This is a genomic window from Halobacillus sp. AWH4_228, assembly GCF_056158365.1.
The window spans coordinates 2,556,486-2,579,459 of sequence record NZ_JBSWTE010000001.1 but is presented as its reverse complement, the minus strand read 5'-3'; the positions used below and the strand labels follow the sequence as shown (position 1 = coordinate 2,579,459).

The 22,974-nt window shown below is 48.7% G+C and carries 30 protein-coding genes; 26 read left to right on the top strand and 4 right to left on the bottom strand.

The window, feature by feature from the left end; translation table 11 throughout:
* Window positions 1-33: 33 nt before the first annotated feature.
* The 14 genes from ACXADP_RS13210 to ACXADP_RS13145 all read left to right on the top strand — a co-directional run bounded on the left by ACXADP_RS13210 (window position 34) and on the right by ACXADP_RS13145 (window position 7,182).
* Complete coding sequence (locus ACXADP_RS13210) at window positions 34-357, top strand: ArsR/SmtB family transcription factor (protein ID WP_474971645.1); 324 nt, start codon at window positions 34-36, stop codon at window positions 355-357.
* 87 nt (window positions 358-444) lie between these two features.
* Entirely contained in the window at window positions 445-1,326 is an 882-nt protein-coding gene (locus ACXADP_RS13205; protein WP_474971644.1) for a permease, read from the top strand.
* Window positions 1,327-1,340: 14 nt separating this feature from the next.
* Window positions 1,341-1,490, top strand: coding sequence for a hypothetical protein (locus tag ACXADP_RS13200; RefSeq protein ID WP_474968190.1), 150 nt, complete (start codon window positions 1,341-1,343; stop codon window positions 1,488-1,490).
* Window positions 1,491-1,560: 70 nt separating this feature from the next.
* Window positions 1,561-1,767: a hypothetical protein gene (locus ACXADP_RS13195; protein WP_474971643.1), complete on the top strand. Its 207-nt coding sequence runs from the start codon at window positions 1,561-1,563 to the stop codon at window positions 1,765-1,767.
* A 79-nt stretch (window positions 1,768-1,846) separates the two neighbouring features.
* Entirely contained in the window at window positions 1,847-2,392 is a 546-nt protein-coding gene (locus ACXADP_RS13190) for a GNAT family N-acetyltransferase (protein ID WP_474971642.1), read from the top strand.
* Between the two features lie 199 nt (window positions 2,393-2,591).
* On the top strand, window positions 2,592-3,029 hold the full coding sequence (locus ACXADP_RS13185) for a hypothetical protein (RefSeq protein ID WP_474971641.1): 438 nt from the start codon (window positions 2,592-2,594) through the stop codon (window positions 3,027-3,029).
* A 25-nt stretch (window positions 3,030-3,054) separates the two neighbouring features.
* Window positions 3,055-3,522 (top strand): YjdJ family protein, encoded by a 468-nt coding sequence (locus ACXADP_RS13180; protein ID WP_474971640.1) that lies wholly within the window; start codon window positions 3,055-3,057, stop codon window positions 3,520-3,522.
* A gap of 16 nt (window positions 3,523-3,538) precedes the next feature.
* Window positions 3,539-3,727 (top strand): hypothetical protein, encoded by a 189-nt coding sequence (locus ACXADP_RS13175; protein ID WP_474968195.1) that lies wholly within the window; start codon window positions 3,539-3,541, stop codon window positions 3,725-3,727.
* A gap of 26 nt (window positions 3,728-3,753) precedes the next feature.
* A complete protein-coding gene (locus ACXADP_RS13170) occupies window positions 3,754-3,936 on the top strand; it encodes a hypothetical protein (RefSeq protein WP_474971639.1) in 183 nt (60 codons plus the stop codon).
* Between the two features lie 200 nt (window positions 3,937-4,136).
* On the top strand, window positions 4,137-5,417 hold the full coding sequence (locus ACXADP_RS13165) for a polysaccharide deacetylase family protein (RefSeq protein WP_474971638.1): 1,281 nt from the start codon (window positions 4,137-4,139) through the stop codon (window positions 5,415-5,417).
* A 13-nt stretch (window positions 5,418-5,430) separates the two neighbouring features.
* Window positions 5,431-6,063, top strand: a complete 633-nt coding sequence (locus ACXADP_RS13160; protein ID WP_474968198.1) for a hypothetical protein — start codon at window positions 5,431-5,433, stop codon at window positions 6,061-6,063.
* Between the two features lie 248 nt (window positions 6,064-6,311).
* Window positions 6,312-6,791, top strand: coding sequence for a hypothetical protein (locus ACXADP_RS13155; RefSeq protein ID WP_474971637.1), 480 nt, complete (start codon window positions 6,312-6,314; stop codon window positions 6,789-6,791).
* A 47-nt stretch (window positions 6,792-6,838) separates the two neighbouring features.
* On the top strand, window positions 6,839-6,973 hold the full coding sequence (locus tag ACXADP_RS13150) for a hypothetical protein (RefSeq protein ID WP_474971636.1): 135 nt from the start codon (window positions 6,839-6,841) through the stop codon (window positions 6,971-6,973).
* 113 nt (window positions 6,974-7,086) lie between these two features.
* Complete coding sequence (locus tag ACXADP_RS13145; protein ID WP_474971635.1) at window positions 7,087-7,182, top strand: DUF6366 family protein; 96 nt, start codon at window positions 7,087-7,089, stop codon at window positions 7,180-7,182.
* 133 nt (window positions 7,183-7,315) lie between these two features.
* Here the strand turns inward: ACXADP_RS13145 and ACXADP_RS13140 are convergent, their stop codons facing one another.
* Complete coding sequence (locus ACXADP_RS13140) at window positions 7,316-8,026, bottom strand: alpha/beta hydrolase (protein ID WP_474971634.1); 711 nt, start codon at window positions 8,024-8,026, stop codon at window positions 7,316-7,318.
* A 137-nt stretch (window positions 8,027-8,163) separates the two neighbouring features.
* Window positions 8,164-9,792 carry a cell wall-binding repeat-containing protein gene (locus tag ACXADP_RS13135; protein WP_474971633.1) on the bottom strand — a complete coding sequence of 543 codons (1,629 nt, stop codon included), beginning with the start codon at window positions 9,790-9,792 and terminating at the stop codon, window positions 8,164-8,166.
* 175 nt (window positions 9,793-9,967) lie between these two features.
* On the opposite strand from ACXADP_RS13135, the gene ACXADP_RS13130 reads away from it, so the two are divergent.
* The 3 genes from ACXADP_RS13130 to ACXADP_RS13120 all read left to right on the top strand — a co-directional run bounded on the left by ACXADP_RS13130 (window position 9,968) and on the right by ACXADP_RS13120 (window position 11,142).
* Window positions 9,968-10,138 (top strand): hypothetical protein, encoded by a 171-nt coding sequence (locus tag ACXADP_RS13130; protein WP_474971632.1) that lies wholly within the window; start codon window positions 9,968-9,970, stop codon window positions 10,136-10,138.
* 78 nt (window positions 10,139-10,216) lie between these two features.
* A complete protein-coding gene (locus ACXADP_RS13125) occupies window positions 10,217-10,660 on the top strand; it encodes a hypothetical protein (protein ID WP_474971631.1) in 444 nt (147 codons plus the stop codon).
* A gap of 182 nt (window positions 10,661-10,842) precedes the next feature.
* Entirely contained in the window at window positions 10,843-11,142 is a 300-nt protein-coding gene (locus ACXADP_RS13120) for a TIGR04104 family putative zinc finger protein (protein ID WP_474968205.1), read from the top strand.
* Between the two features lie 449 nt (window positions 11,143-11,591).
* On the opposite strand, the gene ACXADP_RS13115 is transcribed toward ACXADP_RS13120, so the two are convergent.
* Window positions 11,592-13,007 (bottom strand): alanine/glycine:cation symporter family protein, encoded by a 1,416-nt coding sequence (locus ACXADP_RS13115; RefSeq protein WP_474968206.1) that lies wholly within the window; start codon window positions 13,005-13,007, stop codon window positions 11,592-11,594.
* A 299-nt stretch (window positions 13,008-13,306) separates the two neighbouring features.
* Here ACXADP_RS13115 and nagE point away from each other — a divergent pair, with 299 nt between their 5' ends.
* Genes nagE through ACXADP_RS13090 form a run of 5 tightly spaced genes read left to right on the top strand, consistent with a single transcriptional unit; the run spans window position 13,307 to window position 18,593 of the window.
* Window positions 13,307-15,238 carry an N-acetylglucosamine-specific PTS transporter subunit IIBC gene (gene nagE / locus ACXADP_RS13110; protein WP_474971630.1) on the top strand — a complete coding sequence of 644 codons (1,932 nt, stop codon included), beginning with the start codon at window positions 13,307-13,309 and terminating at the stop codon, window positions 15,236-15,238.
* Window positions 15,231-16,403, top strand: a complete 1,173-nt coding sequence (gene nagA / locus ACXADP_RS13105) for an N-acetylglucosamine-6-phosphate deacetylase (RefSeq protein WP_474971629.1) — start codon at window positions 15,231-15,233, stop codon at window positions 16,401-16,403. The genes nagE and nagA overlap by 8 nt, the downstream gene beginning before the upstream one ends.
* A complete protein-coding gene (gene nagB, locus ACXADP_RS13100; RefSeq protein ID WP_474971628.1) occupies window positions 16,403-17,140 on the top strand; it encodes a glucosamine-6-phosphate deaminase in 738 nt (245 codons plus the stop codon). The genes nagA and nagB overlap by 1 nt, the downstream gene beginning before the upstream one ends.
* A gap of 6 nt (window positions 17,141-17,146) precedes the next feature.
* A complete protein-coding gene (gene phnF, locus ACXADP_RS13095) occupies window positions 17,147-17,869 on the top strand; it encodes a phosphonate metabolism transcriptional regulator PhnF (RefSeq protein WP_474968210.1) in 723 nt (240 codons plus the stop codon).
* A 10-nt stretch (window positions 17,870-17,879) separates the two neighbouring features.
* Window positions 17,880-18,593, top strand: coding sequence for a sugar isomerase domain-containing protein (locus tag ACXADP_RS13090; RefSeq protein WP_474971627.1), 714 nt, complete (start codon window positions 17,880-17,882; stop codon window positions 18,591-18,593).
* A gap of 102 nt (window positions 18,594-18,695) precedes the next feature.
* Here ACXADP_RS13090 and ACXADP_RS13085 read toward each other — a convergent pair whose 3' ends face one another.
* Window positions 18,696-19,202, bottom strand: coding sequence for a peroxiredoxin family protein (locus tag ACXADP_RS13085; RefSeq protein ID WP_474971626.1), 507 nt, complete (start codon window positions 19,200-19,202; stop codon window positions 18,696-18,698).
* Window positions 19,203-19,365: 163 nt separating this feature from the next.
* Here ACXADP_RS13085 and ACXADP_RS13080 point away from each other — a divergent pair, with 163 nt between their 5' ends.
* The 4 genes from ACXADP_RS13080 (at window position 19,366) to ACXADP_RS13065 (ending at window position 22,722) form a co-directional block, all read left to right on the top strand.
* The gene (locus ACXADP_RS13080) at window positions 19,366-19,998 is read left to right on the top strand and encodes a flavodoxin family protein (RefSeq protein WP_474968213.1); all 633 of its coding nucleotides are present in this window, start codon (window positions 19,366-19,368) and stop codon (window positions 19,996-19,998) included.
* A 13-nt stretch (window positions 19,999-20,011) separates the two neighbouring features.
* Window positions 20,012-21,262 carry an ergothioneine biosynthesis protein EgtB gene (gene egtB / locus ACXADP_RS13075; RefSeq protein WP_474968214.1) on the top strand — a complete coding sequence of 417 codons (1,251 nt, stop codon included), beginning with the start codon at window positions 20,012-20,014 and terminating at the stop codon, window positions 21,260-21,262.
* The gene (gene egtD, locus ACXADP_RS13070) at window positions 21,259-22,191 is read left to right on the top strand and encodes an L-histidine N(alpha)-methyltransferase (protein ID WP_474971625.1); all 933 of its coding nucleotides are present in this window, start codon (window positions 21,259-21,261) and stop codon (window positions 22,189-22,191) included. Before egtB ends, egtD begins: the two co-directional genes overlap by 4 nt.
* A gap of 72 nt (window positions 22,192-22,263) precedes the next feature.
* Window positions 22,264-22,722, top strand: coding sequence for a 2-thiouracil desulfurase family protein (locus ACXADP_RS13065; protein WP_474971624.1), 459 nt, complete (start codon window positions 22,264-22,266; stop codon window positions 22,720-22,722).
* Window positions 22,723-22,974 lie beyond the last annotated feature (252 nt).

Genomic DNA, 22,974 nt, shown 5'->3' with positions numbered 1-22,974 from the left:
TAGATCAAAAAAATTTGATGTAGAGGTGAGACGATGGAAACGGTCGATCAACATGCAGGAACCGGGAAGGAACTTTCCTTTGAAGGGTACGAAAAGAAATTCAAGGCACTCGCAGATCAGCTTCGTCTTAAAATCATGTATGAACTGAATCAGAAGGGACAGCTGTGTGTCTGTAATCTGACAGAGCTTGTCGGACTCCCGCAGTCCAAACTGTCCTACCATTTGAAAATCCTTCATGATGCCGGTTTTATTCAGAGGGAAAAGAAGGGGACCTGGAACTATTATCAGCTGAACGATTCGGAAGTTAAATCCATCCTATCCCCGGAACTCTGCTGCATCTTTTACCCTGGTCAGTAGTCAGGGTAAATCTATACATTATACATCAAAAAAAATTGATCTACTGTGATCATTACATCAAAAAAAGTTGATGCAGGGAGGGATCTTATGAATGATTTTCTCGAGTTTATGAAAACATTCCTCATTTTGTTTGCGGAGTTGACCGCATTGTTCATTCTCATCAGCTTCCTCGTCAGTCTTCTGCAGCAGAAGGTGACAGAGGAGCGGATTAAACGGGTGTTGGAACGACCGAATAAGTGGAGCGGCTACCTGTATGGAACGGTGCTCGGGGCACTGACGCCCTTCTGTTCATGTTCGACGATCCCGATTCTGGCGGGGCTGCTTTCTTCTAAAGCACCGTTTGGACCGTCCATGTCCTTCTTAGTAGCCTCGCCATTATTGAACCCCGTCATTGTCCTTCTGCTGTGGACGCTGCTCGGGTGGGAATTGACGTTGTCCTATGTTCTGATTGTCGGTGCTTTCTCCATCCTGATTGGAGTGGTATGGGATCTGCTCGGGCTTGAAAAGTTCGTGAAAAATGTAAGGGTCCGGAAAGGAAGCACTACTGCTGAAGCGGATGAGCCGAAATGGAAGGTGGCGCTGCGGGACGCCTGGGGCTTCTTTTACCCTGTCCTGCCGTTCCTTCTACTTGGGGTATTCATCGGAGCATTCATCCATGACTTCATTCCTAAGGAGATGATCGCCAGGTTTGCAGGTGGAGATCAACCATGGACGATCCCGGTGGCTTCTGTCATTGGTATCCCCATGTACATCCGAGCGGAAGCGATTCTGCCGATTGCCGATGCACTCGTTAGTAAGGGCATGGGGATCGGTGCCATTATCGCCTTGGTCATCGGTGGTGCGGGCGCGAGTATTCCTGAGGTGGTTTTGTTGAATAAACTGTTCAAACCGAAGCTCGTCACAGCTTTTGTTGTCTCCATCCTCGTCGTGGCGGTATCCACAGGGTTTATCGTGCAGACGGTACTTTAAAGGAGGTGAAATCCATGGCTGAAAAAAAGAAAGGGCTCCGCGGTTTGTTTTCCAAATCTGATAAAAACTGCTGTCATGTAGACATTGAAGAGGTAGAGGAAAAAGAAACAAAGGAAAACGATAGCGAAGAGGGACAGGAGGAAAACCGTCAGGAAAACGCATAGAGTCTGCCGGGGGAGTCTTCAAGGAAGGCTCTCCTGCTTCTGTGATGAAGAATGGAGGAGGGAATGACGTATGCTGCATCAATCGGGCGCATTGACCAAGGAATATTTTAAGTCTTATTTAAAGCTCGTGTTAAACAGTGGAGACCTCTCTATCGAACAAGCGCAGGAAATCGTCCTGCACCGATTGTTCGGCGGTGACAGGTCTGCGTTGGGAGGAGAATCACTGGAAAACTTCCAACGAGCCTGCGAGGAAATAAAGCAGGAAAAGCGTCCTTAATCCAAAGGATGCTTTTTTTAGTATTGAGTTTAGGTTTGGGTTTTGAAATAATTGGAATCGTAGAAGAGGAGGAAAACAAATGTTTACGATGCATGTGGATGATGACGTAGAGCTGTCCATCCTGGAATTGAGACACGCGGAGTCCTTGTTCCAGCTGGTCGACAAAAACAGGGACCGCCTCGGGGTGTGGCTTTCCTTCCCTGAAAAGACGAGAGAAAAAGCGGACTCACTAGCTTTCATCAGAAGGTCCCTGACAAGGATGGCCGATGGAAAAGGTTTCTGGGCCGGCATCCTGTATAAAGGAGAACTGGCCGGTTCCACTGGATTTCTATACATAGATGAGGAAACGGGAAGAACGGAAATCGGCTACTGGCTCGGAGACGACTTTACGGGCAGGGGGCTGGTAACGAAAGCGGTCCGGAAGATGGTCGATTACGCATTTTTTGAGCTCGGTTTAAGAAAAGTGGACATTCAGACGGCCGTAGGAAATGGGAAAAGCAGAGCGGTCCCCGAACGGCTCGGATTCACGAAGGAAGGAGTCCTGCGTGAGTATGAATATTTGAACGGAAGCCATCACGACAGGATCGTTTATGGTTTGTTGAAAGAGGAGTGGGGGAAATTTTAACGAACGATTATAAGCTGAAAAAGATTCTGCGGATGGTCGTATTAGGAATGGGTCTAATGGTCATAACAGCCGGCATTTATCAAATCATTCATCTACATTCATCTTCTCCTTTTCGGTTTCTTTTACCACTTCAAATGGCAGCCTTAGCTGTTTATTGGAGCGTCCAAAGGAAGCTGGAAAGGTTTGGAGGTGATCAGTCATGAGTTATTCCATCAATCCGAAGAGGATCAGGGATACGGTCACACTTCTCTTTCCCCTTCTGTGGTTACTCCTCTCCAGCGCATTCGGTGCATCGATTCAACTGTTCCTGGTGATTCTATTATTCTTAGCGATGGGGAGTTTATTTCGATTTCAAATTGATATTCAGGATCAGCGATTGATTTATACCGTTACCTATCTGAAGAAGCGGGTGTTAAAGAAAGAACTGGTACCTGCGCATATCCAAACGCTTAAATTCTTCCGGACCGGCTGGAAAAAGAAAGCCGCTGCCATTCAAACCTATAAGGGCTTGAACATCCCGTTAGTGGTGATGACAGAGCCGGAGGGGTATGACGAATTACTGGCTTTTGGCAGGAGAAAGCAAATCGATGTAGAAAAAACAAAGGACTACATGCTTTTGGAACGGATGGATTCCTAAAAGGAAATGAAAGAGGAGGAGTTCTATGTATCGATCCTTTGTCGTATGTGTTCTTCTTTCCGTTGTTTTCATTTTTTCTGCCCTTGTTTCCTGGTATGAAGGAAGTGCGCTTCTGGATAAATCATGGGAATGGGCCCATTCCACTCCTTTTTCCCAAATGATCAACGGAGAGGTAAGGGGAGAGGAGCAGATCATCCAGCTGGATTACTTTGTATATGCCGCTAAGTTCAGTCCGCTGTTTCCGATGCTGATGTTCAGCAGTTTCATTTTATTGCTTTTGGCGGTGGGCTCCATCCTGACGAAAGGCCGGTGGAAAGGGTCGATGGTTTTACTGGCTTTGTTAGGGGCGGGGCTGTTCGCTTTCAGTTACCTCAGCTATGCTTCCTCCACAATTGGCGGACATCTCTTTTTTTACTTTGGAATAGCAGCCGGGATGTTTGCCGTGGGAAGTGCCCTGTTGATGTATGTCCGGTTCGGCCGGAGAACGGTATAACAAAGGAGGATGTTCATTGGTACACCATATAGCAGCGGCGATCTATTTTTCTTTTTCCATGCTGCTGTTTGTCATCATAGAAATGGCGCAGAGCTTTCCGGGAATGTCATTCCGGTATGATTCCAGCGCTGTGCCCTGGCTGCCCTGGCTTCTTTTTGTGACAGGGCTGTTTTATTTAGGATGGAAGAAGATGAAAGAAGAGTAGAGGTTACGTTTAGGAGGTCGCGATGTATGAAAACCTATGTGATTTTGTTTGTGCTTTTATTAATTACACATACCATGACCCTTGTGAACATTACAATTTTTGATGGTCAATGGAAAGGCATGGTTCTGTTTTTCTCCAGCATTCTTTTTCTTATGGGAGCCGTGTTCTTTGGGACAGAATTCAATGCACGAAGAAAAATGAACACCTAAGGTCAGGAAAAGACTCCACCCCGCCATTATGGCGGGCTTTTTTATGGTTAATCTCTCACGATCTGCTGATTTTTTTACAGGTAATGACCTGCCTCTCTATCAACTGGAAGAGAGTATCCTTCAAAGAGATTAGCATTGAGAAATATGTATAAATTTGGAATAATAGATAGAGAGAATAATAGAAAAGGGATGAAGGGGATATGGCAGGAAGAAAACCACTGATCAAACGGATTAAATGGCCTGGCTGGGTCGTTCTTCTGCTGATTGCCGGTCTAATAGGAACGGGAATGGTAAAATGGCTCACGCCTGTATCTGGTCAAAGCAGCAGCGCCCCCTACCTCTATTTCCAGGAGGAGACGGAGGAAGCGGATACCTACACGCTCTCCATCAGCACCGCCTCCATGAAAGAGGATGAACAGAACGAGGCTGTCCAAGCGTGGATTGAACAGGAAAAAGAAAGCTTTTTCAACAAAGTGGAAAAGTATAACGGGGAGCTCGGTGACGGCCGACGTGCGCATTTAACCATTGAGGTTGATGCTCATCAGGGGCGCGGGGATACATACAGCTTTATTTTCCGCTCCCACAAAAGGGTGGAGGAAAAGCAGTCCGAGTCCAAGGTGCGGGTCTTTTCACTAAACAGGGAAAATCAAAGCGTCACGCTTACGAACCTGCTGGATAACCCTGAAGCCGTCCGAGGGATTCAGGAAGGTGTGGAGAAGCAGTTGAAAAAGGAGAACCCTGATGGGGAGGCGCTTGCAGATATGATAAACCGGCCGGATGATTGGAACTGGTCCATACAAGGGAAAGATTTGACCGCTTATTTCAATCCGGAAGACCTTGGAATAGACAAGGAAGATTTTGTTCAAGTGAACGTATCGTTGGAAAGGATTCTTTCTTTTACAGACTCCGGACAAAAAGTGGTGGCGCTTACCTTTGATGATGGTCCAGACCGGAAAGTGACACCGGAAGTTCTGGATATTTTAAAGCATCACCATGCCAAAGCCACTTTTTTCATGATGGGGGAACAGGTGGATAAATATCCCGACCTTGCCAAAAGGGTGGCTGAGGAGGGGCATGAGATCGGTAACCATACCGACCAGCACAAGGATTTAACGAAGATTGGGATGCCGGCCGTCAAGAATGAAATGCAGGCGTCCCGTAAGAAAATTTCAAACGTCACAGGGCAACAACCGTCGGTTTTCCGCCCTCCTTACGGTGCTGTCAATGAAACCGTAGAGGAAGCGGCAAGGCACTTTGGGTCATCAGTCGTATTATGGTCCGTGGATTCCCACGACTGGAAAAGCAGAGATCCGGAGGCCGTGAATAAAGTGATCAAGGAAGAAGTCGTACCCGGCTCGATTGTCCTGCTGCATGATGTGCATAAGGAAACAGCCGAAGCTCTGCCGACGCTGCTGGACTATTTGGAGAAGGAAGGTTATCAGTTCGTGACAGTGTCTGAACTGCTTTCCATTCAAGGGTGAGAAGGAGAATGGTATGAAAAAGTTAGGGATATTTATGATACTCGGTCTTCTGTTGGCCGCCTGCTCGAATGAAGAAGGAGAACCTGAACAGAAGGAAGCATCGAAGGATACGCTGGCAGTTAAGCCGGCAAAATTGTCGGAGCGTGAAGAAACAATCATTTCCCATCTGGGCAGCGGATTCGAACGTTTTTACACTATAGAGGGGGAAATACCTGAGGGAGAGGGCTTAAAGACTACGACTTATGTAATCGAAGATGGAAGCGAACCGGAAGAACGGTTTTCATCATTCTCCGGAGAAGAAGGGGAGGAAATCTATAAAAAAGACCTCTTCAGCTTTCACCTCGGTGAAATGGAAGAACAAACGTCTGTGAGCGTCGGAACGATGGGGGGCCGGTCAGGAGGAACGATTCAGCTTCCGGACTCGTTAACCGGGTATTCATTTACTGGAATCGAGCAGGCCTTCAACATGGAAAAAGGGGTTTCCTATTATCCTGCTTATATGATTGCCGGTAAAGAGGATATGCTGCGTGTGCCGGGAATCGAAGATGCCCGGCAGATGCCGGATGCTGTGAAAGAGGCGGATTATGCGATCGTCTTTCAATTGGAATGGATCGATGATGAAACGTATGAGCCGTCCGGGACGTAAGGAGTAATGGGGCTTAGTTACAGAAAGAGCATGACTATGCCCCCGATCAGTAAAAGGATAGACACGAAGAGCAGGGCCATTTTCTTTGGACGGTCGAGTTTGTGAAAGAGCCGGAAGAACATGCTGTTCACCTCCATAAGGAAATCAGTCTTTGTTATACATACGCTGACCAACTTGATTAGGTTTCGGAATCATCTGGGTGAGGAAAAATATAACAGATGCTTACTTCTTGGGAGGGGATTTGCTGTATGCAGACGATTGAGGATGTAAAGGTAGAAAGCGTCGATATTGAGCGTGTGCGACAGGCGAAGAAGCGCCAGCTTTTATTCTCCAATCTTTTGATGGGTGGGCTGCTTGGTTTTTATGCGGTTTGTGTGTTCAATCAATGGCCGACGGCGTATTTCTTAATCCTTGGTACAGTTGTTTTAATAGGCACAGCCATGTACAAGCTTTTCTCGTTATGGAGAGGAGAAGCTTGGGGATCCAAAGATATAAGAGTCATAGAGGCTTTTGAAAAGGAGCAGATGGGAAGGGAGAAGTGGCGCAGGAATAGAGGGATAGAAATTTCCATACTTATTGCTTTCCCTGTCATCGCCCTTGGATTTTTAGGACTTACTAATTTTGGGCGTCCACCTGCGGATCTCTTTTCCCTCTTTCTCCCTATGGGACTGACATGGGTATTAATAAACGCTCGAGAAATCGGAAACATCAAAAAGCTGTCCAAGTAAAGCCTTCGGGTTTAGGATTTTATCGCTTATAAGGAGTTCTTGTCATTATGAAATGGAAAGTCACCACATACGCTTTGACAGGCGGGCTTGTGGGAATGTTTATTGATGGAATAATGCTCGGTGTTTGTGCCGGCTGTCTGGTTTACATCGGCATGGTAGTCGAGAAACGCTTCGATTCATGAACAAAGGGGAGCGGATCATTTATGACCCAATCAGATAAAGCTTATGATAGAGAAAAGCTGAGGCAGGAGGATTTAAAAGAAACAGTCCCGGCCGGGAACACGGCGGCGGACTGATGGATTTAGTCGGCAGCCTCGGCTGGAAAGGAACAGGACTGATTCTTGTCGGTTTGATTCTGGTCTTCATTCTTTTTTCGATCTTTCTTCGCTGACAAAGAACGGTGTTATACAGAAGAGGTTGCCTGCGACTGTCCAGGCAGCCTCTTCATTTTTTAAAAAACAGGGAAGGGCGCCTGCATGAAAATCAGGGTCCGTCATACACGCCTGGAGCCCATCTTGTTTGTTCTAGGATGATTCAAGCCACGTAACCAATGTTTTGATAATAATGTCCTGCTGTTCTTGAACAGGAATATCCGCTGGCTTGTCCCCCTTTTGCTCTCCGTACCAGCCGAATTGGGCGTGGTTGCCACCCTTGACTTCATAGAGGACAGCCATATCTGAAAGAAGCGGACTCTTTTCCTCGATATCTGTGAGCGTAGTCAGGCCATCCTTTTCTCCGTAGATGGACAGCATCGGGAAGTCGGAGTCCGAAAAGTCATTTTGATCAGCCGGGTAGGAAGCCAGGAAAAACAAGCCGTCCAGTTGTTCTTGATTGTCATCGGCATAAGAGGCAGCGGCAACACCACCAAGGGAATGTCCTCCAATGAACCATTCATCAAGGGGGGAGTTTTCCAGCATTTCATCCGCTTTTTGTGCTTCTAGGATGGGAAAGTTGAACCTCATGGACGGAATTGCCGTCAGGTATCCCTGTTCCCGCAGTTGGTTTCCGATATAGCTGTACGCTTCGGGTTCGACTTTCGCTCCAGGATATAGCACGACCCCGGCCTTCGGCTCCCCGTCCGGTTCAAAGATTACCCAGTCTTCCTGACGCTCTGGAATGTCTGATAGTTGGTCCGAGGGTTCGAAAGTCTGCTCCGCCCATATATAGAATGCTCCAAAGGCAAGCAGAGCGAGGGTGAACATACCAGCAAGGATATACAGAAGCCATTTTTTCATAAGCCTTCTCCTTCTCTTTATCTGTTGTTATTCTATTCTACTAAAGACTTTACAAAAAAGCCGCTTTGATGAATGGCGGATCCTGTGTTGTGTGTTTTCTACAAAAGAAGGAAGACCTGCACGAGGCAGGTCTTCCTTTATTCGTGTGCTGATTTCATCAGATCTTCTGTTACGGAAGGACCGACCGCTCCTGTTCCGCCTAAAATGGTGAAGTGACGGATGCCGAGCTCCTCTGCTGCTTCTGCAATGGAAGCATCAAGGTATTCAGGAGGAACAAGCAGGAACGTGCTGTTTTCTTTAGCCGCCAGAATCGATCCTGTCAAAGCATCGGCGAAATCTGAACCGGTAGCTATAAATGCCCGGTCTGCCGGATTCAACTCCTTAGCAATCAAGGCTGAAGTTTCATAACGATTGTCACCGCCGTAACGGACGGCTGAAGGGAGCGCATGAAAAACTTCATCAGAGATTACACGCGTGCCGCCGACCGCTATCGCAGCATCCACATCGGTAAGGGCCAGGGCCGTCACGTCGGGGAGTTGGGTGTCTTTCGTAAGTAAGATTGGGTGGCCCTCTCCAGCAGCGTAGGAGGCGATGGCCAGGGCATCAGGGAAATCCATACCATTCGCTACTACAGCTTGTTGAGGATTCCCGTTTAAGACAGCAGCAATATTAGCTGCCGTTACAAACCGGTCTTTACCACCAATACGCTGAACGGTAAGGCCGATTCCCTTTAACTGACTTTCAACAAAAGGAGAGACCGCTTCTGTACCGCCCAGAACAACGGCTTTGTCCGCTCCGAGTCGCTGGATTTCTTCCCTGACCTCAGCTGGCAGGCGTTCCTTTGTCAGCAGGATGGGCGCATCCATATGGTAGGCAAGTGGAGAGCCTGCCAGTGCATCTGGGAAATGATCCCCCCTGGCAAGGACGATGGTGTCTGATTCGTCCCAGCCCTGTTTAGAGATTTCAACAGCTGTTTCATAACGGTTCTCTCCGGCAATCCGGTCTGTGGCAATAGGGACGAATGGTTTGACCGCTTTCCAGAACTCCTCAGCGATTCGTTCATAGCCCTTTTCACCAGGATGGACGTTCTGCGGGTTCGGGAGATAGGCGTCATAATTCTCAGCCACTGCCTCAAACGTAGCGACATAGTCACTTCCTGATGCAGACGCCACCTTCTGGATGGTTTGGTTCAATGCGTCCATCAACTGAATGAACTGCTGCTGGTCTTCTTCAGGGTAGGCAGGAAATGAATTGTAGTAGCCCATAAGGAAGATCTTCGCATCCGGATTGACGGTTCGAATCTGACGGACGACTTTTCCATAATTCTCGCCCACATTCTGCAGGATTGATTGTACGACTTCCGGATTTTTAAGCTCGTCAGGGTCTTTACTGAATACCTGTAAAAAATCGTTGGCTCCAATACTGATCGTAATCAAGTCGGCTTCAGCGGCTGATTTGAGAGCCTCCTCATTGGTCTGCATCTGACTGAGCAGCCCTTCCGAGGTGAGGCCGGGAACAGCATAGGCCTTCGTGAACGTTTCCAGCCTGTCGACGTTTTCCAAATCGTTGGCTAAAAAGTCGGCATAGCTGAGTCCTGCAGAACCGTCGGATTGAATACCGTAGGCGAGGGAATCACCAAGCGCCGTGTATCTCCATTTTCCGTTTTCCGTTGATTCTGCTGCCCATCCTTGGGCAGGGAAAATCAGCAATGACACAAGGAAAAGGATGGACCATAACCAACGCCGCTTCTGTTTGCTTCTATACACTTGCTTTCCTCCTTCTCACGTGATCTTTATAGAAAGAACGTGTGTTTTATATATTTGCGCTTTTTTCCTTTATACCTGCAAACCGTCGAAAAGAAAACCCGTTTTTGTTCTCAGTCACAATGGAATATATTGGTTGTTTTATGATAAGGTGAACGTAATGGAAGGAGGGAGGCCGATGATACCAGCACTCCTGATTATTATGATCTCAGTGGCCGTTGATTATTTCTGGCTTGATGTGGACAGAAAAAGGTGGGGTTGGATGAAATCGTGGAGCCGCTCCAAGAAAGCGTTGTTTCTCTCCGGGTTCCTGCTCGTTTCCATCCTTATCTATACTGGTATGGGCTGACCTCGGGAAATGGGATAACCCTCAGCTTTGGAGGGACGGTGTGGGAAGATTGATTTTGGAATAAAAGGGGAGGATCCAATGACTTCTGTTCCTATCCGGTGGATGCTTGTGTTTGTCCTTAGTTTATTGGCGATGCTGGGCATCTATTATACGATGAATTTCAGTTATTTGGATTATAGTGTAACCGACAAAGATCAGCTCGTTATCCATGAAGGATGGAAAGAACCCGGGCCAATCATGAATTCAAACGTTTCCGGTGAAGAGGCTGGTTTAAGTAAGCTTGGCACACATATGGAAGCCTTTAACCAATGGGTTCTCGCGGCAGCGGTTCTCCTCCCGGTTTTCATAGCAACATACGCCGTATTGACGAGTAGGAAAGCCCTCGGCAGACATCCCAGGAAAAAGGGGCTGTTGTGGGTAACAATTGTTCTCCATACAGCTGTCTGTGTGTTTTTCCTCATCCAGTGGATCCGTTATGCGGACCTGATCAATACGACCGTACATAACGTCATGTTCAAGTAACCCCTCTGAAAACAGGGCTGAAGGGTAAAGAAAGCATCGCAACTATCGGTCGAACCCTTTCATAAGCTGGCAGCTCTCTATCCATAGCAGCGATTTTTCTCGTAATGGGAAGGTCCTGGCAAGGCCATAGAGAGGTCCGGTGCCATGATCGTTTAGAAAAAGAGAAGAAGGGGGCGTGAAAAATGCCTGTATGCAGAAATTGTGGGCATGAATGGCCTTGGAAAGATACCCAGAGGCTGTCCATACGCAGGGATCGCGGAGCGGTCTGCCAGTTCTGCGGCGAGAAGCAGTTCCAATCCCGCAAAAGCATGCGCAAAGTATCGCTTTTTCATATGATGCCATTATCGGTCCTGCCGTTTGCCCTTGTGATGGATGTCTCGATAGCTGTTGGACTGGCTCTGCTTTTTACAGCGGAAGCCGGCTTTTTAACCGCTTTTCCATGGATGGTGGAACTGACGAGTAAAGAAGAAGCGCTTTGGTAAAGTAAACGTCTGTTGGGAAGATCCCCCGCAGACGTTTCTTTTTCCCTTCCGCTACCAAAAAACTCTCCTTTTTCATCAGACTCCTGTTCGAGTGAAGATGAGGTTTTGTATATCCAAATAAATAGACGTCGCTAACCAATACTTAAACCTGATCATTAGGTGTGGTTACGAGGAGCGTTTGGTGGTGACGCCTGCGGGAACAGCGCGAGTCGAAGATCCACTTGGGCAGATGTTCTTCCTGCCCAAGTTAGCTGAGGCCGTGCCCGCGGCAAGCACCCACCGATAAGCGGAACGTGACCATCAACACGGCACAGACAGAAATGGTTGTCCCGAGTAGGATCCAATGATTGTATGCGGAAAGGGAATGGTCAATGTTCCTGGAGACAATGGACATACAAACGTTTTCCATCAAATGAAAAGACCTGCCAATTTGGCAGGTCTTTGCTTAGTCAGCTTGCTTTCCGGCTGCTGTGATGAGGTTTCATCAAATAATCGTTAAAGAACGAATCGGTCTCTCTGACAATCACTTTATAAAGCAGCAGGAGCGCGATTAAGTTCGGAATCATCATAAGCGCATTGGCCATGTTGGCGAAGGCCCAGACAAGATCCAGCTGCATAACAGCCCCCATGAAAGTGGCCCCGACGTAAACAAGACGGTAAGGCACGATATACTTCAATCCAGCCAGGTATTCAAAGCATTTCTCCCCGTACATATACCAGCCTACAATCGTTGAGAACCCGAAAAAGATCACCGAAAAGGCGACGATATATTCCCCGACAGTTCCCAGCGCATGACCGAAGGCTGCACTGGTAAGCGCACCACCGTCAAGGCCGGACGCGTGCTGGACGCCTGAAATATCTCCGCCGGACGGGTCCCAGAATCCGGTCATGAGAAGGACAAGTCCTGTCATTGTACAAACGATGATCGTCACAATAAACGTACCGGTCATCGCTACAAGCGCCTGCTTCACCGGGTGGTCGGTTTTGGCATTCCCCGCAATCAAAGCAGCTGTACCAAGTCCTGCTTCGTTGGAAAAGATTCCTCTGGAAACCCCGCTCCGGACAGCTTCCATAACGACGACACCAGCAAAACCGCCGACCGCAGAAATAGGTTGGAAAGCGTAGGTGAAGATCATCTCAAACGCCGGTATGATCGCATTGTAGTTCATCGTAATTATCAGCAGGGCTCCGCCTATGTACAGAAAAGCCATGACCGGTACAAAAAATCCGGCCACCGTACTGATCCGCTGAATCCCGCCGAAAATGATCAGGGCCGTAAACAGGACGAGCACCGTTCCCGTAATCCAGCCATTGATATGAAAACTTTCGTTCATCACATCCGCAATGGTGTTGGACTGCACACTGTTGCCGATCCCGAGTGCAGCAAAGGCACCGAAGAAGGCGAAAGCGACAGCGAGCCATTTCCACTTGCTTCCAAGCCCGCGTTCCACGTAATACATCGGTCCCCCGGAGTATTCGCCATTTTCATTTTTTACGCGGTATTTCATGGCAAGCAGGGCTTCAGCATACTTGGTAGCCATCCCGAGAAGACCGACAATCCACATCCAGAAGATCGCTCCAGGCCCACCGAGTGTCAGTGCCGTAGCCACACCGGCAATGTTTCCATTTCCGATTGTCGCCGATAAAGCCGTCATCAGCGTTTTGAAGTTACTGATATCTCCTTCGGCACTTTCGGTTTGATCCGTTTTTTCCTCTTTTGTGAAGGCGAGCTTGAAGGCATAAAAAAGCTTTCGGAACTGCAGTCCCCGCAGCATCACCGTTAAAAATAAGCCTGTCCCGAATAATAGTATAAGACTGGGTGTTCCCCATAGGACATCGTTGATTTGATTTAATAGTTCCAGCATGAAATCCCCCCTGAAATCGGTTGATACGTTGTTGTGTGGTGGATGTAAACGGTTTCTCCTTTCACACTTTACCATTCCTGTTTCTATAACTATTTGTGTAGATGTGAAATTCTAAGCGCTTACATTTGTAAAAAAACACAAAAGTTTGTAGAAAAGAGGAGAACGGGGGGAACCGACCATTTGGAATCGCTTTAAGTTTAAATATTCTAATAATTTAAACTGGTATAGACAACTATAAGGGAATGGTGGTACGATGGCTTCAATGAAACGTTTTCATATTTTAGAGGAGGTACACCATCATGTTGAACTTTTTACAAAGAATCGGAAAGTCGCTCATGTTTCCGATTGCTACGCTGCCGGCTGCTGCCCTGCTTGTCAGGCTCGGGATGGAGGATTTTCTCGATCTTCCGTTCATTACAGCAGCGGGAAACGGAATTCTAGGCAACCTTGCCCTTATATTCGCCATCGGAATTGCGATGGGTTTGTCGAAGGATGGAAGCGGAGCCGCCGCTTTGGCGGGTGCCGTCGGGTATCTGGTTCTTGATAATGGAATCGGTGCCATAAATGAAGATGTAAAGATGGGCGTTTTTGCCGGGGTGATCGCCGGGATTGCGGCTGGTTTGCTTTACAACCGCTACAATGATGTGAAGTTCCCGGAATTTTTATCATTTTTCGGAGGAAAACGATTTGTACCCATCATTACGTCCGCGGTTATGGTTGTCGCCGCTTTTGTTCTGGGTTATGTCTGGGTCTATCCGCAGGCCTTGTTGGATTCAACAGCGGACTGGATATTAAATGGTGGAGCCGCTGGTGTCGGTATTTACGGATTCTTAAACCGTCTGTTGATTCCAGTCGGACTGCACCATGTGATGAATACATTGATCTGGTTTGATTTTGGTACGTTCACAACAGAAAGCGGAGAGGTCGTGCGCGGGGAGATCAACCGCTTCTTGAACGGCGATCCGTCTGCAGGAAGCTTCCTGGCCGGATTCTTCCCTGTCATGATGTTCGGTCTGCCTGCAGCTTGTCTCGCTATGTATGCCGCAGCGAAAAAAGAACGCAAGGCAGCCGTCGGGGGGATGTTCCTCAGTATCGGTCTGACATCGTTCCTGACAGGTGTAACAGAGCCGATCGAATTTTCCTTCATGTTCCTGTCTCCACTCCTTTATGTTGTACACGCTGCTTTAACAGGAGTATCGATGATTCTGGCCTACCTCTTTGATGTTCGTCACGGTTTTGGATTTTCTGCCGGGTTGATCGACTACGTATTGAATTACAATATTGCCCAAAACCCGTTCACTCTTATTTTGATCGGATTGTTCATGGCTGCCGTCTATTTCTTTGTTTTCTACTTCCTGATCATCAAATTAAACTTGAAAACACCAGGTCGTGAAGACGAAGAAGAAGTGCAGACAGAGGTGGAAGATGGAGCAGACGAATATGAAGCCAAAGCTTATCATTATTTAGAAGCTCTTGGTGGTAGAGATAATATTGAAACGCTCGACTATTGTACAACCCGTCTACGTCTTGAAATGAAGGACCGTGACATTGTCAATGAACCCGCTTTGAAGCGTTCCGGCGCCCGCGGCGTAATGAAGATCGGCCGTAACAACCTGCAGGTCATCGTTGGAACGACGGTGGAGTTTGTAGCGGAAGCTATGAAGAAACAGATGCAGAACCCAGGAATGACGGTTTCCTCTGCTCCAAGGGCCGAAAAGGAAAAAGCTCCTGGATCTACCGGACGAACATTAAACAAAGAAGAGTTCGCCATGCCGGTCAATGGACGAATTCTACCGCTTGAAGAAGTACCGGACCAAGTCTTTGCAGAAGGCATGATGGGGCCGGGTCTTGCAGTGGAACCTTCCGATGGCACCATCACTTCTCCGGTCAAAGGAAAAGTAGTCCAAGTCTTCCCGACGAAGCATGCGGTTGGTCTGGAAACAGATAAAGGTCTTGAACTGTTGATTCACGTTGGTCTGGATACGGTGAAACTTCAAGGGAAAGGATTCGAAGCTCTTGTTGAAGCCGGCGATCTTGTCGATCAAGGAACGCCGTTATTGCAGGTGGCTCTTGATGACGTGAAGAAGGAAGCACCGTCGGTCATTACACCGATTATTTTCACGAACCTGGAAAATGAAGTCGTCCATGTGCTCAAGCAGGGAACAGCAGATCGTGGAGATAAAGAGATTGTGGAAGTCACCAGTGAAAAGGAGGACGATGGCAATGAATGAAATGGTCATGACGAATGTGGACATCGTTTTCACTGACCGTACCATCTCATCCGGCTCTGTGCGGATCCAAGAGGGGAAAATCGCTGAAGTTTCGACTGGTACACTGAAAAGCTCTGGAACAGTTGTTGATGGGAAAGGCCGGAGGATGCTCCCTGGGTTCATTGATGTACACATCCATGGAGCGGCTGGGCATGACGTGATGGATGCTGTGCCGGAAGCAATCCATGGCATGAGTGTACAGCTGCCGGAAGAAGGAACGACCAGCTTCCTTGCGACGACGATGACCCAGTCACGCGAAAACATAACGAAAGCTATCAGAAACGCTGGGGCATTCAAGGAATCCCAGGTCCCCGGCGAGGGTGCCGAAATGCTCGGCATCCACTTGGAAGGTCCGTTCATTTCAGAGAAAAAGGCCGGCGCCCAGCATCCGGATCACATTATCAAACCATCCGTCGAGTTGTTTCACGAATGGCAGCAGGAAAGCCGCGGTCACATCAAGCTTGTTACGGTTGCCCCTGAAACCGAGGGGGCCTCTGCTTTCATTGAAGACGTGAGCCGGACAGGTGTGGTCTGCTCGCTCGGTCACAGCGATGCGCGTTTCGATCAGGTAACAGAAGCCGTCGAAAAAGGAGCGCGTCATGTCACGCACTTGTACAACCAGATGAGCGGCCTGCATCACCGGGAGCCCGGACTTGTAGGCGCCGCCTTTATGAATGACCGTCTGCTCGTGGAAATGATTGTCGATCATATTCATGTCCATCCGGATGCCGTCAAATTAGCGTATCAGAATATCGGAAGCGAACGGTCGGTTTTGATCACAGACGCGATGCGTGCCAAATGTCTTCCGCCGGGGACGTATGATCTTGGCGGGCAGGATGTTTTTGTAGAAAACAATGAAGCCAGGTTGTCCGATGGAACCCTTGCCGGCAGCATTTTAACGTTGGAGGAAGCCGCTAAAAAGATGAAACAGGACGCTGGATTGTCATGGCAGGAACTGGTCAGTATCACTTCCTGGAACGCCGCCGTCCAGCTTGGTGTCGAAGACCGTAAGGGGAGCATCGAACAAGGAAAGGATGCCGACCTTGTGCTGTTGGATGAACAAGGAAATGTCACCCTTACCATGTGCAGAGGAACGATCAGCTACAACGCAGAGGAGGGGCAGTAATGGAAATCATCGTTACGAACAACTATGAGGAACTCAGTAGAAAAGCGGCAGAGATCATTGACAGCCAGGTGAAGAAAGACCCTGCTTCTGTCCTCGGTTTAGCTACAGGCAGCACACCCCTTGGAACGTACAGGGAGCTTGTAAAGAGTTATGAAAAAGGAGAGACGGACTACAGCCAGGTTTCTACGTTGAACCTGGATGAATACGTCGGCTTGAGTCCGGATCACCATCAAAGCTACCGCTGTTTTATGAACGAGCATCTCTTTGACCTGGTGAACATCCAGAAAGCCAACACCTACATTCCTGATGGCAAGGCAGGGAACCTCACTGAGGAGTGTGAACGGTATGAGCAGGTCATTGATGAGATCGGCCCGCCGGACCTGCAGCTGCTTGGCATCGGCGAAAACGGCCATATCGGTTTCAATGAGCCGGGAACGTCATTTGAGAGCGGCACCCATGTCGTGGAATTGACGCCTTCTACGCGTCAGGCGAATGCCCGTTTTTTTGATACAATGGAGGAAGTACCGACGCATGCGGTTACGATGGGGATTCAATCCATTCATAAAAGTAAAAAAATCATTCTGCTGGCCTCCGGAAAGCGCAAGGCTGAAGCGATCCGTCAGCTGATTTACGGGGAGAGGGATGAGCAGTTTCCGGCTTCCTCCTTGAAAGAGCATCATGATTTGACGCTGATCGTCGACCGTGAGGCTTATGCGTTAGTTAACGAGAAAGGGTGAGGGATTGTGCTGAAAAAGAATCATCCGCTCCCGATGTATTATCAAATTGAAGAGTTTTTAAAGCAGGAAATCAAGGAAGGAACGTTCCATCCGGGAGATATGATCCCTTCGGAAAGAGAGTTGTCGGAACGCTTTCAAGTGAGCCGGATGACCGTCAGACAGGCCGTATCCAACATGGTCAACGACGGCATCCTGTACAGGGAAAAGGGAAGAGGAACGTTCGTCGCAGAAAAGAAAATTGAACAGCCTCTGAAAGGGCTGACAAGCTTTACCGAGGACATGAAGCTGCGCGGCATGAGTTCATCCAGCCGTCTGTTATCGTTTGATGTAATACAGGCCCCTCAGGACATTGCCTCTAAATTGAACCTTGAAGATGGCGGGGAGGTGTATGCCGTCAAACGAATCCGATTCGCTGACAAACAGGCGATGGCAGTGGAAACGTCTTTTCTTCCTGTTTCTCTGCTTCCGGATCTTACAGAGGAAATCGTCCAGGGATCGATGTATGAGTATTTGGAGAACGTGCTTGATTTTAGAATCAGTCATGCGCGTCAGGAGATTGAAGCCCGTGCGGCCGATGAAAAAGACAGTGGAGATCTTCATATTGAAGCCCACTCGCCTGTTCTCCATATTGAGCGTTGCAGTTATCTTGATAACAAAGTTCCGTTCGAAGTCGTCAAATCCACCTACAGGGCGGATCGCTATAAGTTCATCAGTGATATTGAGCGGTAAGGAGGATGTCATGAGTTACTTATTGGATGTGACCCGCCGCCTGCAGTCATTGGCAGGGCGCCGGTCAGAGGCTTTTGAAGCCATCAGTCGTCGGTTTGCGGAAGTAATCAGCAGGGGCGGTGTGATTCATACGTTCGGTTGTGGGCATTCCAGTTTGATTGCCCAGGAAGCGTATTACCGGGCCGGCGGTCTCGTTCCGGTCCGTCCGATACTCATCGAGCCGCTCATGCTTCATAAGGGCGCCGTGCAGGCAAGCCAATATGAAAGAACCCCCGGTTTTGTCGGTCCGTATCTGGAAAAGGAAGACGTACAGCCTGGAGATGCGGTACTGATCATCTCCACCTCAGGCCGAAATCCGGCTCCAGTGGAAGCAGCGGAATTTTTCAGGGAGATGGGTGTGTACACAACAGCTCTGACATCGCTCCGTTATGCTGACTCCCAGCCTTCCCGGCTGGATTCCGGGAAGCGGCTGGAAGATAGGGCTGAGGATGTGATTGATATGGAAGTTCCGGTCGGTGACGCAGTCATGAAAGGGAAGGAAACGGATCATTCCCCCGTATCCACGGTACTTGGGACGGCTATCATCCACGAGCTTTTGACCCGCACCATTCATCACTTGGAGGAGAGCGGTAAGGAAGTGCCGATATTCAAAAGCGGGAATGTGGATGGCTCTGACGAACATAACCAAAGAATGATGAAGCATTATACCCAGATTCGTTTTTAACGTGAAAGCACGTTCTTAGTATGCATGGCGGTTCGTGGAATAAGGAAAATCAAAAATCCCGTCCCGTGAACAGGTTTCGTTCACCGGACGGGATTTTTGTGTTCAGCCTTTTAAGTTGCTGCGGATATACTGGATGATTTTCCTCAGTTCTGTCGGTGCCGGACGACCGAATGGACTCGTCTGTCTCTGCTGGTACAACACCCGTCCCTCAGCATCGGTCAGAAAGTAGGCCGGGTCTCCGTGCGTGCCGTGGTCTTCGTAAGGCGCATCTTCATCGTGGAAGTGCACCTGGTAGTCTTTTAAAAACTGGAAGTCCGTATCATTCAGCACAGGAAAGCTGAATTGATGCTCCTCCTGCATTTTTTCAAGATCGGCTTTTTCGTCGTGAGTCACAGTAATCAGATGGATCTTTTTATCGTTGAAGTATCCCTGGTCCTTTTCCAGCTGATCGAGCTCGTTCATGCAGGCAGGGCACCACGATCCACGGAAAAATATAATCAAATGCCAGTGATCCTCGTCATGGCTTTTTAAATCCTCAGAGAAACAGAATTCCCCGCCGGTAATTTTCGGAAGGGTGAAATCAGGCGCTTTGTCATTCAATTTGAACATTCATACACACTCCTTCATCCATTCTTCTCTCCTAAAATGCCCATATTCAAATGTAAACATGTGTAAAGATTTTGTCATTTACCTTACAAATTGGAAAAAGCAGGATTAAAATAAAGGCAGAAGGGAAAAAGGATTCAATATACTTATAAGGAGGTTTGAAACGATGGCAGATTTGAAAGCGCTGATCTTGAACTGCAGCTTAAAGAAAACATCGGATGAAACATCCCATACCGAAGCTCTCGGGCGGGAGGTACTCGATATTCTGGAGAATGAAGGGGTACATACGGAAACGGTCCGTCTGGCGGATTATCATATTCCAAACGGCGTGGCGAAGGACCTCGGGGGCGGAGACCAGTGGCCGGAGATTTTTGAAAAGGTCAAAGAAGCGGACATCCTTCTGATCGGAACACCGCTCTGGCTCGGGGAGAAAAGCAGCATCGCAAGCGTGGCGATGGAACGTTTGTATGGAAGCAGCAGTGAAACGAATGAAAAAGGGCAGGCGGTCTACTACAACAAAGTCGGAGGCGTCGTCATTACCGGGAACGAAGATGGAGCGAAGCACGCCGCTGCCTCCATTATTTACGGGCTTTCCCATATCGGTTTCGTCATTCCGCCGAATGTGGATGCCTACTGGGTCGGAGAAGCCGGTCCCGGCGCGTCTTATCTGGATGAAGGCGGCGGACAGGAGAATGAGTTTACAAAAGGTCATGTGAAGATGCTTGCCTACAATACGCTGCACCTGGCCCGTATTTTCAAGGAAAACCCTATTCCTGCTGTTGGGAATACCACAGAGTAAAAGGAGCTGCTATATGGAAACGACCCATCAAAGTGTATTAAGTGTCTATACAGAAACGAGAACATTCACAGAGAAGCTTGTTGCAACGCTGAAGACGGAAGACTTTGTCGTCCAGGCGGCTAAGCATGTGAGTCCGGCGAAATGGCACCTGGCGCACACGACATGGTTTTTCGAGAAATTCATTCTGGAAGTGTACATTCCTGATTACCGGCATTATAACGAGGCGTTCCTATTCCTCTTCAACTCCTACTATGAAACCGTCGGAGAATTCCACCCGCAGGAGAGGCGTGGTTTGATTACCCGCCCGACGGTGGAGGAAACGATGGATTACCGCCGTCATGTGGATCAGGAAATGAGCCGCCTGCTTGCCGGACGTGTCGGTGACGCAGATATTGACGGGCTTGTGGAAATCGGTCTGCAGCACGAACAGCAGCACCAGGAGCTCATCTTAATGGACATCAAATACAACTTTTCCTATAACCCGCTTTATCCGGTATTCAAGGAGCAGGTGGATGCTTCCTATGGCCGTGCTCCTGAGCTTTCGTTCTTTGAATTCGAAGAAGGGGTCGCGGAAATCGGTCATAACGGGGAGGGGTTTGCTTTTGACCATGAAGGTCCGCGCCACAAAACGTACCTTCATCCGTACCGCATTGCCAACAGGCCGGTAACAAACGGGGAGTTCATGCAGTTTATGGAGGCAGGTGGCTATGAACAGCCCGAGCACTGGCTTTCGGACGGCTGGGGAACGGTGAAGGAACATCAGTGGAAGCATCCTCAGTACTGGGTGAATAAAGACGGGGAATGGCACATGTTCACACTTTCCGGTCTGCAGAAAATTGATCTGGATGCTCCGGTCAGCCATGTCAGCTTTTACGAAGCCGACGCGTATGCGAGATGGTCCGGGCACAGGCTTCCGACAGAACAGGAGTGGGAGCATGCCATGGAAGCGCTTGAGGTGGACGGTCACTTTATGGAGCATGAGCAGTATCAGCCGCATTCCATTTATAAGGGAGATGGAACGATCGAAAAGGCATACGGCGATGTGTGGGAATGGACACAGAGCCCATACGTTCCCTACCCGGGAAATAAACCACTGGACGGAGCTCTTGGTGAATACAATGCCAAATTCATGGCGAACCAGATCGTTCTCCGTGGAGGCGCCTGTGTTACACCGCAGTCCCACATCCGGGCGACGTACCGGAACTTTTTCCATCCGCAGATGCGCTGGCAGTTCAGCGGTATCCGATTGGCGGAGGATGTATGAAGACGCATTTGAATGTAAAGGCGCCATCCAATATTCTCACCGGTCTTTTAGAAGAAAAGAAATGGATTTCCTCTAAATTTTTATACGATGAGCAGGGGTCACAGCTGTTTGAACAGATTACAGATCTGCCGGAGTATTACCAGACACGGACAGAAGCGCAGATTCTTCTGGAAAACCTGAGTGCATGGAAATCCGTTTTCCATGAACCATCCGCCCTGATTGAGCTGGGCAGCGGCAGCAGTAAAAAGACGAAAATTCTGCTGGATCATGTGAAGAACATTGAAAGCTATATTCCCATCGATATTTCTGAAGAATTTCTGGCGGATACGGTGACTCAGCTGCAGACATCGTATCCGGGGATTCATATTCAAGGCGTCAGTGCGGACTATACACAGCCGTTTACACTCCCTGATTTGAAGGGGAAGAAGAAAGTCGTTTTCTTCCCAGGCTCTACGATCGGAAATTTTGAACCGGAGGAGGCAGAGCGTTTTCTCGGAAATATCCGAAGCCTCCTGCAACCCGGCGATCAGCTGATCCTCGGAGTTGATCGCAAAAAAGACGAAACGATCATGGAAGCCGCTTATGATGATGCGGCAGGGGTGACCGCAGCGTTTAATAAAAACTTGATCACAAGGATGAATCGTGATCATGGAGCATCGATTGATGTGGAGAGTTTTTCTCATGTGGCTCTTTATAATTCAACTGCCGGGAGAATTGAAATGCACCTGGAAAGCGTCAGGGATCAGGTTCTTTCCGTCGGCGGGTATACCATTGAGATGAAAAAGCAGGAAAGAATCCATACAGAGAACTCCTATAAATATGATTCGGAAGATATGATTCAACTGGGCAGATCGAGCGGTTTTCTGCTTCAGCGTGTCGTATCAGATGAAAGAGAGTATTTTAGTGTCTGTCTGATGGAAGTGGTTTAGGTGGAAGGCCCGGACTCTGTCAGCAGGGTCTGGACTTTCTTTTTAATAAAAGATAAAGGGAGGAAAAGAAGGGTGATTTTGATCAGTTCCTGTCTGGCTGGTATGAAAGTGCGCTACGATGGCACCGACTGCCTCCAGGAGAAAATTCAAAAATTAATATTGGAAAAGAAAGCGGTTCCCGCCTGCCCGGAACTGCTGGGAGGATTCATGGTCCCGCGCCCTCCGGCAGAGATTATCGGCGGTGATGGAGAGGATGTCCTGAAAGGCCGGGCCCGTGTAATGGAAAAGACAGGAACCGATGTAACAGAGACGTACATAAGAGGGGCATATTTGACGTTGGAAACGGTAAGAGATCTGCAGATTGATACGGTAGTGTTGAAGGAGGGAAGCCCGTCCTGCGGCAGTACCCTCGTCTATGACGGCACGTTCAGCGGGAGACAGGTTACTGGAAAAGGGGTCACGGCGGCCCTGCTTGAACGGAACGGCATACAGGTGATGAGTGAAATTGATTTTATCCATACGTTGGTGTAAAGAGCCCCTCTCCAGGGGCTCTCCTCATGTAGAAAAGCTTTTCTCCTCGAGGGGGGGACTGCGATTGTCACGCTCCGCCTATCGGTGGATGCCCGCCGCGGGCACGGCCTCAGCTGACTTGGGCACGAAAACCACCTGCCCAAGTGGATCTTCACCTTATGCTTTTCCACAGGCGTCACCATCGAACACTCCACGTCGCCTTCCCTTATGCGATCTAGGATGTTTAAGTCGCGTTTGCAGGAATAGGGATCT